The sequence below is a fragment of the Haloarcula sp. Atlit-120R genome (assembly GCF_003665885.1).
Classification (GTDB): domain Archaea; phylum Halobacteriota; class Halobacteria; order Halobacteriales; family Haloarculaceae; genus Haloarcula; species Haloarcula taiwanensis.
Map to the genome: position 1 here is coordinate 67,504 of NZ_QPLN01000006.1, position 13,076 is coordinate 80,579.

The window sequence follows — 13,076 nt, forward strand, 5'->3', positions numbered from 1 at the left end:
GTAATGAAGAGCGTTGAACCGGGTGACTGTGTCCAAATCGACATCCCCAATCGAGATGACCCGGACTTCCAATACCACGGCGAGCGCGGAGAGGTTATCGAGATACTTCGGGACGATGCGGGCGCATCCACTGGTGACGAGCGGGACTCCTACCTCTACCGTGTGCGGGTGGCCTCAGGTACTCAGGTAGATCTGAGGTGGCGTGACCTGCGACCAGTCCTCGAATAGAACGCTGTGTCTCCGTCGAAATCCTGAAACGTTACGGGAATATCGGCTGCACTCGCATAGTAAGCACGTCTCTGCCTCGGAGCGATATGTCGCAGTGAACTACCCAGAATAACCACAATCTTAACCATACCAATCAATGAAGTAAATCATGGTAGAAGTCGTGAAAGAGGGGTTTCTGAATAAGGACATTCGGGAACGGAAGAAATCGAGGATGTTCCCTGAGGACGATTTTGAACGAATTCTCTCAGCCGTCAAGGCTGCACCAAACCGTGTATTCGAGAAGAGTCAAAACGATCTTGACAGTCATGTGGCGCAGGCACTCCCAGACTACCATTTCGAACAGGATTCAGATAGAGGACTGAATCCGAAGTGCAAATTATGGGCACCGAAATTCAACCATAGCGTAGATCTGTATCACCCAGGAGATCGGATTGCTATTGAGATTGAGAAGAGCCAACAGAAACGCGTGAGCGATGACATACTAAAGTTCATCAAGGGTGGAAAGACACAACGAAGCAACCGCAAAAAAATCGAATTTGGATGTCTAATTGTTCCGGTGAATTGGGGTGAGAGGAACAACGATCTCTATAACGAAGCCATGCGGTGTATGAAGTTCATTAGGAGCGTGTTGCACGTTGAGGATATCGCAGTAATCGGATATCAAGAACCAACGGTGTGAACTACTGACCGATGACGCCCCAGCAGATGAGCCGAGCCTGGACGGCGCTCTCACCCACAAGAGTGGTCTGATACTCCGCAGATGCTTCGATATTGTCCTCGAGGAATGCCTCTAGTTCGACGAGGAACTCCTCGACTGGCCAGTCACCGAGCGAGGTGTAGTCCGGGTGTTCCCGGAAGGCCTCTCGCAACACTCGGTCTTCATCTGTGTGTTTGAGCTTCACTCGATCCAGCCGATCGAACAAGTCATTCGCCCACTCCCCGACCGTGTCATGCTCGTCGACAGGTGCGGACTGGTCACCGTATTGTGGGAGGATTCGCATCTGCATCATGTCGAGTAACATCTCCTGTGTGGCCGACTGACCACCACCGCTAAACACTTCCTCGACCTGCCCTTCACGGATCTCCTCTAACCGCTCGGAGAGATGCTCCTCGATCGACTCCCTGTTCGCGATTACCCTGTCGGTGTTCCCGGAAAGTTGTTCACCCTGCGTTTCCGGTGCGATGGCGAGTGAACCAACGGGTCGCTCTTTCAGGTCACCACTGAACGGTTTGTAGTACAATGCTCGCCGTACACGCCCAAGCGGTGCATCTTCGGGTTCTCCGGTCTCATCGTTCTCGAACCAGAGATGGACTAGACCAAACACACCTGGACGCGGGCCGGTATCGTGGCCAATAGCGTTCGTGTAGAGGAACTCTCGTTCATTGGTGGGTTCCTCGAAATAGTCCTCTGCGAACTCGAAGTCCTCCGAAGATAGTCCATAGTCTTCGTTCAGCTCCTCCTTGAGGAGCACACGCTCGAATGCCGCGTTCTCGTCACTTCCAGCGTTCCGTAGCAGTGGATTCTTGGAGGTGTCGTCCAGATCGTTATAGTCGGTCACATCACGGGACTCTCGAATCGACGACTCAATCTCCTCAATCTCCAATTCCCCGATAGTCTTCTCCGTCTCGACTCCCGCCCTCTCCAGCACCGCATCTTCGTTTGGATCGAGGATGTTATTCTCCTTGCCGACGATGAGTGCGATGTCGTTGATTTTTGCCTGCAAGCGCTCTAGGAGTTTGATTGCAGCCTCTATATCGCCGTCAGGGTAGAAATTATGTACGTACTTGTCCGCCGTCGAACCAATTCGGTCAATACGACCAACCCGCTGGACGATACGCATTGGATTCCAAGGCAAGTCGTAATTTACGACCACTGAAATGTCCTGAAGGTTAACCCCTTCACTAAGAGTGTCTGTCGCGACCACGTACTGCAACTCTGTCTCGTCACTTTCGGCCAGTGTCTGCTGGTACCCTGACGCCTCTGGGGCGAACCGTTTGATGATGTCTTGTTTGTTCTCGTCTCCACCCTTTACGACCGCACTGTTCTCCATCGTCATGGGTGACGACTCGTTGTCGACGAGTGTCCGGTGGACGTAGTCTGCGGTCGCGCGGTACTGAGTGAAGATGAGTACTTTCTGGTCGTACCCGTTCAGAACTCCGGCCAGCCGGTCAATCTTGGGATCACGGAACTCGCGGAGCGCGAATACGGCTTCGTAGAAGTCCAGCGTAGCAGTGTCGGCTTCGCTTAAGTCGTGCTGAGGGTAGAGGATAGGACTCGGGTCATCTTCCGGTACGTCTGGAAGAACTGCTGCACCGTGGTCAGCGAGCCACTGTTCCAGTTCAACTTCCATGTCCGCGATAGAACCGGAGTCTCGAGCTACACGACCGATGAACCGGGAGAGGAAGTAGGCAAGGAGCGTCAGGTCTTCGCGGATGTACGTTTTCACCTCTCCAACCGTGGCATCGGCTAGTTCGTCGTCCGAATCGCCCCCATCTGCTTGAAGGGCACCACTGTCGAATCCGAACTCTTCGAGCGTTTGCTCAAGATCTTCAGCTGCGTCCGCTCCCTCAACGAAATCCTCTAATGTCGTTTCTGCTGCATCATCACCCACTGTACGCAGTACATCAATATCTTCGTCCTCGGGGAGTCCATCAAGGAATCCAAGAAGTGACCGCTCACTCTCGTGTAGCGTCTGAACTGACTGGACAAAGGCATATGTGGAGGACTCGAGACGTTTCAGCAGGTTTAGTTTGTAGAGTGCTTTCAGTGTTCCCCCTGCCTGTGGATTCTTGATGGTGATATGTGGGAGGTGGAGCGCATCCATCACGTCCGGGAGCATACGATAAATGGGCTGGTAGGCGGGGGGGAGGGAATACTGCTCCTTGTTGAGTTCGGGAGGCTTGAAACTCATATCGAAGTCGTCTTGATCGGTTAGCGTCTCTTTGACGTGCTTTCGAGTCCGGAGCACCATCACCTCGTTTAGTATCTCGGAGATCTCGTCCGAGTGACGCTTGAGCTGCTCTGTCATCTGGCGCTGCTCCTTCTCAGAGGCTTTGTCTTTACCGGCAGCAATTCGCTTACGCTCCGCTGCGAGGTCGATGTACTCGTCGAAGGCGCTGAATTTCAAGGATGCCTTGTTCATCAGTTCGTTTTCGTCGGTGAACAACCCAATGAGGTTCTTGAGATCGGTAGCTGAGTTATTGATTGGCGTCGCAGTCAGCATGATCATCGTGTTGTTCCGGAGGAGGCGAGCGTTCGCATGTCGACGAGTCCCCGTGTAATCGTCGTCGTCAACCGGATTTGGATTCCACTTCCCGTGATTTCGGAATCGGTGCGCCTCGTCGATGAGCACCACATCAAATTGGTCGTCCAGAGCGTTCACCTCCTCGTATGTGAGGTTCTGGAATTTGCTGATGCTCATGACCTGCAAGTGTTTTCCATCAACCTCGAGGCCGAAGAACGGGTCTCCGTCTTCGTCTGTCGCGTTTTGGAGGAGATCACGCCACTGGTCGGTTAGGTTGGCTGGGACGATGAGGAGACAACGGTCACCTTGTTCTCGGTAGTCGTAGAGGAGTTCGCTTCCAATGAACGACTTGCCTAGACCGACCGAATCGGAGATTATGCAGCCATCATATTGTGACAGCTTCGTCTTTGCACTCTCGTAGCCGAGTGTCTGGAAATAGTACAGAGGGCTATCACGAACACTGACGTTGCCGTTCAGCTCATCATACGCCAGCAGTTTATACATCTCGAACGGTTCGAGATATGTTCCAATATCTGCCTCATCTTCGACTTCATCATCGTCCTCGTCCTGCTGTTCCTTCCACTGCTTGTAGCGATCGGTCTCCTCGATGATGTTGATGATTTCCTCAGAGAACTTCTCGCCGTTGGCCCATTGGTTGTCGTACCATTCTTCAAACGCTTCTGCGTCACTTCCGTTCTGACTGGTCAGGTTCAGTTCAACGTTGTGACGGTGCCCTGACTGTGAGAAATTCGAGGATCCAACGATAGTGACCGCACCTCGCTGATCGCGGTCACCATTCCGTAGACTCGGGTTGTCCGTCGCACCGCGAAAGCAGGCGCCTTTCGCATGAAAATACCCTGAATCGGGATTTCGAACCCTAACATCAACGAGTCCCTCTGCAATGAAATCGCGCAGTCGGTCAAGACGTTCAATCTGTGCGTTGTTCAGTTCCTCAACATCTTCCTTAACCTCCTGCTCGAACTGCTCACGTAGCGTTTGGCCTTCACTGACTTCGTCTACGGTACGTTGGTCGGTCTTTCGCCCCATTAGGATGCGAAAAGGGGCGTGTTCGAGTTCCTCCGGGTCGCGGAGGTTCTCGAGATCTTCTTTGAAGAGGTTAAAGCCAGATAAATAGAAGTAGCCGGTTGCAATGCGAATTTCTTCGCATTCAGGGACGACGGTCTTGTAAACGTCTTCGAGAGTGTTGTTCGAGTTATCTACAAGCGCGTCAAGCGAGGGTAACATCAGATATAAAACTACACTGATTATGGCATATTCATACTTTCCCCATCTCACCACTCAGGATAAGAATTGTCCCGAAAGACTAGCCCCAACTTCCATTTTGTTGGAACCTGTCATGCAATAGTTCTCAACAGATATAATTCATGCAACCAGTCCTGAACAGAATTAATGAGTGGCAAAGTTACGAGCTTCAGCGCGAATTGAGGGCTGTACAATCGCCAAGCAGAGGGCGTGGGACACATTTTATGACACGCTACTCGCTTGTTGGGAAACACAAACTGGAACAACTGTTGGTCGTGATTATCGCTGTAGTCAAAGCTGTCTATAGAGGGGAACAGAAACTTCGATGAAATTTCAGCTAGCTCGTGAAAAAGTGAGTAGAACAATTACTTGATCGCTCCCTATTATATATCAATCCCGCTCATGATTTGCTTCGAGGATAGTTCTGAAAGGTCGATGAATGTAGAAAGTTCTTTGACCACTTCTTGAACGACGGATTGCAGTTCAATTTCGGGTACAATAAGCTGATAGCTATTTTCGACGAACGCATGAAACTCCTCTACCTCTTGTCGTACAGTCTCAATGAGGTCATCTACTCCGTCGTCAGAATATTCCTGCAAGATCTTTACACTCTTGATGGTTACCTGTGCAAGGTACGAAGCGAACTGATCTGCGTTACGAAGTGCTTCTTTGGTGAATCCTCGAATCGCATAATGTACTTCGCTCAGTGTGAGTCGATAGAGAAGTTTCGACGTAGATCGCAACCGATAGAGGTAGTGATTGTTGAGATACCGCGTTCCTTTCCAAGCGGTCTTGTAATTGAGTGGGGTAGTGAACAAGAAACACTCTACGACGAATAGACCGATTGCTCTGTAGAAAGTACCGAACCGGTCCTCTTTCACCGCTTGTAGTGACTCTGCCCGCTTCGAAGCGTCCCGCAAGGTATCCGCAGCTTCCACTAGATTCCACCCAGCAATCGCCACAGCTACAACCGAACTGGCTGTCGCCGCAGTACTCGCCATCCGGGCAAACTTCCCATGCCCGAGATTAATCCCAAGGTCGTCCTCAAGTACCTCAGTGAGCTTCCGAAGCCGGCGTAGTGTTGTGGTATCGATCTCTTGCTCTGCTCGAATTAATATACGATCACCTTCTGCGAGGCTTAACTCCAAGCTGCTATCGTGTACCTCAGACAGGGCACCGGCCAAATCAAGCGCTGGTTTTCGCGTTTCTACTCTCGCATGGCGGTACAGTCCGCCATCGAGATGGCTTGCCGCTAAATTAACACGGTCAGTATCCAATTCGCCCACAGTCTGCTAGATAGTGGAAATGTATTTAATACTTGTCGGTGAAAATAAATGCAATGTCTGGTGACGAAGATACCGACGAAATACTTCTTTCTCGTCGTAACCTTTTCCGATTGTTAGGTGGGACTATCGTCCTCGGCACCCTCGTGAGTACGATCGATGAGGAGCCTCCCGATTTCTCCAGTGAAGAGTCTGAACTACAGAATTTGGCCCAGACTATTGACTCAACTGATCTTAGAGATCCCCAGAAAAACTCTATGCTGCAGTCGTCAATAGCTACAACGATAGAGTCGGTAAATAGCTCACTCTCTGAGAAGGAGATAGACCCGACTGGAAAAACTCCATCTTCGACACCTTCGGTTGGTGCTGGCAATATCAACCAGGCTTTAGACTACTATCAAGAACTGCAGCAAACTTTGGACGAGGGGGAGTCTCTTAGTGGGAAAATTGAAAGTCGTGAGATTGCTACTTTGAATGGTGAGTACTTCAACGGTCAATCAAACCAAGAGAGACACCTTCCTAATGTGGAGTCATCCATTTCTAAATTTAGCAAAACGGTAGCGACACACACTCCCAGTGAGCAGCCGCCCTCGACACAAAAACTCTTACCTGATCGTGATAGAGTCAGTTCGCGGCTGAGCAGACAGAGAACCGTATATAAGAAACACGCTGATATGCAAGAGCTGTTCCTGAAAGTGATTTTTTCGCTTAACAGTGGTATCGACGCTTTCGAACATTCGTCTTTCGACTCTGCGGGCCGCAGCTTCCAGCGGGCGAACAATAAGGCAAGTGTGCAGATCGATGATTCTCTGAAGGACTACAGGGTAACGTCATATTCACTCACACTGGGAAACTACAGTCAGATATTCAAGCTGTATCGACAGGCTGCCGGCAATATGGCCGCTGCTTGTGCTGAAGGAATGAGCCGCGAAGAACGGAATCAGAAGATCGATCTCGGCATTAGAAGGCAGCTCAAAGCAAGAAGTGTGTTTGCTGATCGCGGGCCATTTTAATTGCTGGACTGCTTTGGCAAGGGCGGTTTACTGACAGGAGGTACCGAGCTATATGATGAAGGAATCCTCGTAACTCTGTGCATTCTGCTTCAACATCTTGTACTTGTCCGGCGTTAGCCAGCAGTCATACGAGTGGTGGTTCTCATTACGCTTGATGTGCAAAGATGGTTCTCGATGACAAGTCAATCATAATAACCACAGTTTAGAACGAATGAGTCAGCTATAGCCCGATATACTGGGTTCCGTGTCGCATTTCTTGGTCAACTCCGTCGTCTTAAGGGTTATAACGTGATAGCAAGTGGCTTAGATACATGAACCGCGACGGGACGAATTCTCACTGTTCAGGTTCCACTGAGGAGCCATTTGTCGTTGAAGTCAAATCCTCCGCAACCGATGCAAATGGTGCTGTTGCCGAACTCGCTGAAGCAGAAGGGAAATTTCTCGACTATCCATCTCGGCAGGAAGCAGAAACGCACGTTGCTCAGCTCAATAAAAAGGGCGAAGTACGCGTTGCACTGCAGAAAGTAGCTCAGCAGGATACCACTGCGGCGGATGTCTACCTCATTCCCCAACCAGAGAGAAATGTCCAGACCCCAGTAGACTCCGAGGCGGACACATGGGTATTCGGAGTCGGAGCTAACCAGTACGGAGCTATCGGGGAAGCGCTGATCAAAAATCCAGGTAATAGTCCACCTGCGCTCAAGAACTTCATTGAACAAGACCTCGATCAGCCAGAGGAAGAACTCCACATCAGCATGGTACAGAACGCCGCTCACTCTCAGTACCACGACGGTCGTGGCCGTCCCCGATACAAGAGTTGGTTACCGGATTGCGTGTTAGAGGTTGAAAAGGGGTATCCTGGTGAGTTACTTCGAAAGTACTGGTGCGAAATTAAAACCGGGAGCAGTTCATTTGAGCGTAATCAGACTGAGTTGATGCAGCAGAAAGCTTCTGAACCTGGTATTACGGTCCTCAAGATTCGCGTCAGATTAGACGATCTGCCGGAACAATATTCGGTCCGATTTCAGGAAGTAAGCCCCGATACTTCCTGAATACGCTATTACCGAATTTGTTGCGTGCTGACTCTCTTCTTCAACAACTTTGCCGTACCGCCGACAGACAATCTTAGTCAAGATCCGGTATGTACCTGGTCTGTCAGAGCGGTCCCAAGCACGCCTCGTTTTGTACCTTTGCATATCTATAAACAGCCTTGATAACCGGTCTAATAGTAACCAAAAGACGTTTGAAGACTCAAGATTCATATATGACTAGAGAGGAGTCTGATCTATGCCCTCACAACGCGAACTGCTGCTCATGCTATTCGAAGAGTCTGAGCAGCACAAAATTGAGGGGAGGACCCGACTCCAGAAATTAGTCTTCTTAGTCCAGCAGCTGTGGGACCAGTCTGACAGTGAAGTATTCAATTTCGAGCCTTACGATTACGGTCCGTTCTCTGCCGACATACTACATGAGCTTGATCACATGGAAGAGGACGGGCTCATCGAAGAGCAAGTGACTCGACTACCGAAAGGAAAAAAGTACACTTACACGCTCACTGACCAGGGCGAGCAGTATTTAAGCGAAACTAGCGATGTGTCCGACGGGGAGATAGGGTCCGTAGTACAAAGAGTTATTTCTCAATTTGACTCAATGCCTATCTCTCGACTGTTAGAATATGTCTATAACAAATTCCCAGACTACACAGTGAACAGTAAGTTGTAGACTGTCTCTGGACTATCTTAGACAGAGCTATTCATACGTCAATCGGGGTCTTCGTTATCACTTTCTTCCTCGACATCCTCTAATTCAATATCTCCTTCGGACAACAAGGACTGATACTCGTCTTCCTGCTCATCGTCAACAAAATGAATCTCAGAGATCGAACTCTGTCGGACGTACAGCGCATCGGTTTCATCGGAATCCCCGACTTCTAATTCTTCTCGATTCCTTGGTCCTACGGGTGAGATTACTATGTCGCCTGCTTGTTTCCCTTGGCCGTATCGGGCTACGATGCCTTGAACACAACCATTCGTTTTTGTCCGTACCAGGACTTCTTCCTCCCGAATCTCGCCGGCAGCGTAATCCCAAGGCTGTTGTCTGTCATTGAAATTTCTCTTCTGATCAGACACACGGAGGCGGATACTTCCAAAAGCGATACCTAAGAAACCAGCAATACCGGTTTGAATAACTACACCAGATAAAATCGCTAGAAGTGATAGACTTCCAAGATTATTGCCACTAATTGGATAATAGTCTGTCATGCAATACTTCACAATAAGTAACAATACTATCCCTGAAGCGACACTTCCAGCCAGCGCGTAACCAATGCGATCATATCGGGATAAAATATCTGGTGATTGGTATATGATGACCATTAGCTTGACAAATGATAGTCCCGGTAGTATAAGATACAGTAAATATAGAGGTCCTAAACCGAGTCCAACAGTTCCACCTGCTTGGAGCAAACTTATTATGCTGATTAGAATATTGCTTATTATTACTTTTCTTTTAATCCTCTCTCGGACTATTGATTCAGTTCATCCTGAGTTTACTCTAAGAAATATGTCAACAAACAATCCTATGATCATAGAGTTTCCATGACTGCTATGCTCTTCTAAGCTCGTCGTCCATAGAATAGATTCTCCCTGCCTCTTTCAACTTCTTAATCCCGTGCTTCAGTACAGTTTGCTCGAATTCCACCCTCTCAGCAACCTCTCTCGCTGTCGCACCATCTAACTCTTCTACCACAGTAAGAATCGTTTCGCGTCGCTCTCGCTGACTCTTTGATTCTCCTGTCTCGATAATGTCTGCATCGAACTCACCACTCTCTGGATCATAGCCGACCTGCTTCATCGATTTCGTCACGAGCTTAATTGCCCGTTCTACGTCCTCAATCTCTACCGTGTCCGAAAGCCGAACCCGCGCACTCGACTCGGCAAGCCGCTGTATCGCCTCGACCTTGCGGAAAGTAACGGGAATCGGTGACGCGTCGTCTTGCTCCCCTGCACCAGCTCGGAACTCAACGAAGAACTGCTTCAGTCGTTCCGCTACTTCGTCATCCTCAATGATTGGACGACAAGTCTGCTTGGCATGAGCGACGTAGGCCCGCATCACTGACCGGTCTATCGCGGGCTCGACCCGCTGCTGTTCCGTCTCACTCAGCTCCTCGCCCCGTGTGTGACGGCCTGCAGCCTGGCGGCTCTGGACCATGTGCTCAACGACATCCGCATCGTCCTCCCGATCGGGTTCGTCGGACACCATGAACATCAAATCAAATCGAGAGAGGAGCGTCGGTCCCATATTGATCTGCTCTCCCTTCGGACGGTAGCGCTCGAAGCGGCCATTCTTCGGATTCCCTGCCGCCAGCAGCGAGGTGCGAGCGTTCAGCGTGGCGTTGATCCCGGCCTTGTTGACGTGGACCTGCTGGCTCTCCAGGGCGTCGTGCATCGAGGACACCGCGTCGGACTGCATCTTGTCTATCTCGTCGACGCAGGCGATTCCACCGTCGGCCAACACTAGCGCCCCTGCTTCCAGTCCCCACTCAGTATCTCCGAAGTCGTCCGAGACAGCCGCTGCAGTCATGCCTGCCGCGGTTGCTCCCTTCCCTGAGGCGTAGGTCGACCGTGGTGCTATCTGGTCGACGTAGCGGAGGAACGTGGACTTCCCACAGCCGGGATCACCGAGGAGGAGCATGTGCCAGTCGCCGCGGTCGCGGCTGCCGTCCGGATATTCGTGTGCCCAGCCGCCGAAGAGCTGCAGCGCCACGGCCAGCTTGACGTGTTCGTCGCCCCGGTGCTTCGGGTTGATTGAGTCGACGAGTAGCTGGTACGGGTCACCGCGGTCACCGTTGGCGATGGCTTCGATATCATCTAGATGCTCGTCGACGTCGACATCGTCGTAGTCGCTCTCCTCTTTCACGACTGAACGCGCATCGAGGTTCGTGTCGAAGTCGAGTCCCTGGTCGGCTCCGGGCTCTTCGATATCGAGAATCCCGGTCAGAACCACCCTGTCACCGGCGTCGAAGCCTTCGATTAGGTCGTCTTCGAGGTGGGCGTCGACGCTCTGGGCTTCTCCGCCGTTCGTTTTTTCGGGTGGCTGCTGGATACGGGCATACTGGTGGTCAATCCAGCTACTGGCGCTTGCGTCGAGCGAGAAGGGGCCCTGTCGCTCACACCCTTGGCACTCGTGCGGTTCCTCCAGAGTCTCGCCGTGCTGTGGAATCTCGTTCAGAGTCCCACATCGTTGGCACTCCCACACGGCTCCAGTGAGCCGTGGCTTCACGTCGGACACCTTCTGGACCTGTCCGCGGATGTCGAGTAACTGCCCGATGTTCTCGTGGCGAGACACACCGGAGGGGTCGAAGACGTGCATCTCCGGGAGATTGTAGATGCGTACGTGAGCGTCGTTGAGTTCGACTGCTATCGGCAAGTCGTACAGACGGAGTGCTTCCTCCAAATGTTCCTGCAGTTCCTTCGGGTGGTTCCGCACGTCGTCGGCAATACCCGGATCGAACCGGTACAGGTCGTCGTAGTCGACGTGAAGTGATTTCTGTTCTCGGGGGTAGCGTTGTGCGAGCTGTGCGATCTCTTCCGAGTAGTAGTCCCGGAAGAATTGTATCAGTTCTTCGGTGAGTTCGTGATTTTGGGGCATCATTGATTTCTGTGAAGTCTTCACAACAGCCGCGGCGGCTGTTGATTCGTCTTGACTGCGAGCGGTGCGAGCGGTTTGCGAGCGTACTAACAGCTAATCGACAGTTGTTTACACAACCGTCCTACCCTGCAAACTCTAAGGGTTCAGACGGTTTTGCTCAGAGTGGACCAATCCGGAGGGGGCTTCCCCCATCGCATCTGTTGTGAGGACTTCACAGATTCTCGCCTTCCTGGTCAGCCGTGTACTTGCGGGGGAGACTCCCGGCGTCAAGATCGAGCCGTAGCTCTCCGTTCGTGTACTGGAGCGCATCGCCATCGATCAACCGGGCCGCGCGCTCCATATCCCGGTAGATCGTCGTCCGGTCAATGTTCGGGTAGTGAAGCGCTTCCTCGGCCTCGTCCCGGTCGACGGTCGCTGCAGGCGGCTCGTCACGCCGTTCACGCGCTTTCGCCGCTCGGTGTAGGTGCTGGACCAGCGTGACCGCGCGCTGCTTACCAGACATCTTGTCAGCGTTCTCGACGACTTCCAGAATGTCGGTGCGCGCATCGAGGCGCGCAACTTCCGCCTCCAGTTCGTCGATACGCTCGTCACGCGCTGCCAGCTCGTCCTCTAGCTCTTCACGTTCCTCGCGCTCGTCGTGAAGCTCCTCACGGAGCCCAGAGATTTGCTTCGAGAGGGCGCTGAGCCGCGCCTCCAGCGCTTGAACAGTGGTTTCGAGGCTCTCGTCCCCGGAGTTCGTGTCGGGAGAGGTGCCCTCGCTGTCGGGGTCCGAATCGGTCACGCCGACCACCCCCTGATAGACCCCCGACTATGGGGGGTTGTCGTTTGGGCATCTAAACCGAGAAGGGTATGCCGCCTCCCGGATTTGAATCAGGGCCCGTACGATATTAATTCGCTCCCGGAACCAAGAGAACAGAGCCTGCCAAAGGGATTTAATCATGATTATCCCTGTAATCAAGATCTTACACTTAGAGTGTCTCAGTCCCAAAAGTAGAGTTACCTATCCAACCCTCCGGGGAATAAAGTTGCAGGCTCTCAATTACAGTATATAGTTGACTGACTATGCCCATGAAACACACAGGTCAACCCCCATTCCCAGACTGGATCCAAAGTGCCTACCAGACACTGGAGAGGGCGTACGCCTCAGGCACTGACGAACTCCCCAAGAGTGAAGCACATGAGTTCCTTCTGGCTGAGTCTGAGCATATCGAGGAGCACACTGATGCAGTATACGTGATCGATCGGCTTCTTGACCGTGGCTGGCTCTACGAGGTCGATAGCCAACTCCGTAAAACCGAGTAACACAATCCTATCGGCCATGTCCATAATATTCTTCACTTCAGAGAAGATGATACAACCTCCCTGGAGCCGAGGACGCTATTTAAGCCGTAATG

At 51.7% G+C, this 13,076-nt stretch carries 11 protein-coding genes; 5 read left to right on the forward strand and 6 right to left on the reverse strand.

Annotation, left to right across the window (positions count from 1 at the left end; translation table 11 throughout):
- The first annotated feature begins 3 nt into the window (after positions 1-3).
- The gene (locus tag DVK01_RS18130) at positions 4-228 is read left to right on the forward strand and encodes a hypothetical protein (protein WP_121537931.1); all 225 of its coding nucleotides are present in this window, start codon (positions 4-6) and stop codon (positions 226-228) included.
- A 148-nt stretch (positions 229-376) separates the two neighbouring features.
- Complete coding sequence (locus DVK01_RS18135) at positions 377-907, forward strand: hypothetical protein (RefSeq protein ID WP_121537933.1); 531 nt, start codon at positions 377-379, stop codon at positions 905-907.
- A 1-nt stretch (position 908) separates the two neighbouring features.
- On the opposite strand, the gene DVK01_RS18140 is transcribed toward DVK01_RS18135, so the two are convergent.
- A complete protein-coding gene (locus DVK01_RS18140) occupies positions 909-4,718 on the reverse strand; it encodes a helicase-related protein (RefSeq protein ID WP_121537935.1) in 3,810 nt (1,269 codons plus the stop codon).
- 401 nt (positions 4,719-5,119) lie between these two features.
- A complete protein-coding gene (locus tag DVK01_RS18145; RefSeq protein ID WP_228841634.1) occupies positions 5,120-6,022 on the reverse strand; it encodes a hypothetical protein in 903 nt (300 codons plus the stop codon).
- Positions 6,023-6,075: 53 nt separating this feature from the next.
- Between DVK01_RS18145 and DVK01_RS18150 the strand changes: the two genes are divergently transcribed.
- The 3 genes from DVK01_RS18150 to DVK01_RS18165 all read left to right on the forward strand — a co-directional run bounded on the left by DVK01_RS18150 (position 6,076) and on the right by DVK01_RS18165 (position 8,754).
- Positions 6,076-7,032: a hypothetical protein gene (locus tag DVK01_RS18150; RefSeq protein WP_050038622.1), complete on the forward strand. Its 957-nt coding sequence runs from the start codon at positions 6,076-6,078 to the stop codon at positions 7,030-7,032.
- 311 nt (positions 7,033-7,343) lie between these two features.
- The gene (locus DVK01_RS21640; RefSeq protein ID WP_147435175.1) at positions 7,344-8,084 is read left to right on the forward strand and encodes a hypothetical protein; all 741 of its coding nucleotides are present in this window, start codon (positions 7,344-7,346) and stop codon (positions 8,082-8,084) included.
- A 235-nt stretch (positions 8,085-8,319) separates the two neighbouring features.
- Entirely contained in the window at positions 8,320-8,754 is a 435-nt protein-coding gene (locus DVK01_RS18165; protein WP_050038620.1) for a hypothetical protein, read from the forward strand.
- Positions 8,755-8,792: 38 nt separating this feature from the next.
- Here DVK01_RS18165 and DVK01_RS21645 read toward each other — a convergent pair whose 3' ends face one another.
- The 4 genes from DVK01_RS21645 to DVK01_RS18185 form a co-directional block, all read right to left on the reverse strand.
- Positions 8,793-9,497, reverse strand: coding sequence for a DUF6338 family protein (locus DVK01_RS21645; RefSeq protein WP_255355563.1), 705 nt, complete (start codon positions 9,495-9,497; stop codon positions 8,793-8,795).
- Positions 9,498-9,636: 139 nt separating this feature from the next.
- Positions 9,637-11,682, reverse strand: coding sequence for a minichromosome maintenance protein MCM (locus DVK01_RS18175; protein WP_121537939.1), 2,046 nt, complete (start codon positions 11,680-11,682; stop codon positions 9,637-9,639).
- Positions 11,683-11,893: 211 nt separating this feature from the next.
- A complete protein-coding gene (locus tag DVK01_RS18180; protein ID WP_228841635.1) occupies positions 11,894-12,463 on the reverse strand; it encodes a hypothetical protein in 570 nt (189 codons plus the stop codon).
- Between the two features lie 362 nt (positions 12,464-12,825).
- Positions 12,826-13,008 carry a hypothetical protein gene (locus DVK01_RS18185; protein WP_050038616.1) on the reverse strand — a complete coding sequence of 61 codons (183 nt, stop codon included), beginning with the start codon at positions 13,006-13,008 and terminating at the stop codon, positions 12,826-12,828.
- Between the last annotated feature and the right edge of the window lie 68 nt (positions 13,009-13,076).

What these genes read in the sequence shown, in the direction of transcription:
- DVK01_RS18130 (WP_121537931.1), top strand. Translation starts at nt 4, where the DNA reads ATGAAGAGCGTTGAACCGGGTGACTGTGTCCAAATCGACATCCCCAAT.
- DVK01_RS18135 (WP_121537933.1), top strand. Translation starts at nt 377, where the DNA reads ATGGTAGAAGTCGTGAAAGAGGGGTTTCTGAATAAGGACATTCGGGAA.
- DVK01_RS18140 (WP_121537935.1), bottom strand. Translation starts at nt 4,718, where the DNA reads ATGTTACCCTCGCTTGACGCGCTTGTAGATAACTCGAACAACACTCTC.
- DVK01_RS18150 (WP_050038622.1), top strand. Translation starts at nt 6,076, where the DNA reads ATGTCTGGTGACGAAGATACCGACGAAATACTTCTTTCTCGTCGTAAC.
- DVK01_RS21640 (WP_147435175.1), top strand. Translation starts at nt 7,344, where the DNA reads ATGAACCGCGACGGGACGAATTCTCACTGTTCAGGTTCCACTGAGGAG.
- DVK01_RS18165 (WP_050038620.1), top strand. Translation starts at nt 8,320, where the DNA reads ATGCCCTCACAACGCGAACTGCTGCTCATGCTATTCGAAGAGTCTGAG.
- DVK01_RS18175 (WP_121537939.1), bottom strand. Translation starts at nt 11,682, where the DNA reads ATGCCCCAAAATCACGAACTCACCGAAGAACTGATACAATTCTTCCGG.
- DVK01_RS18185 (WP_050038616.1), bottom strand. Translation starts at nt 13,008, where the DNA reads ATGGACATGGCCGATAGGATTGTGTTACTCGGTTTTACGGAGTTGGCT.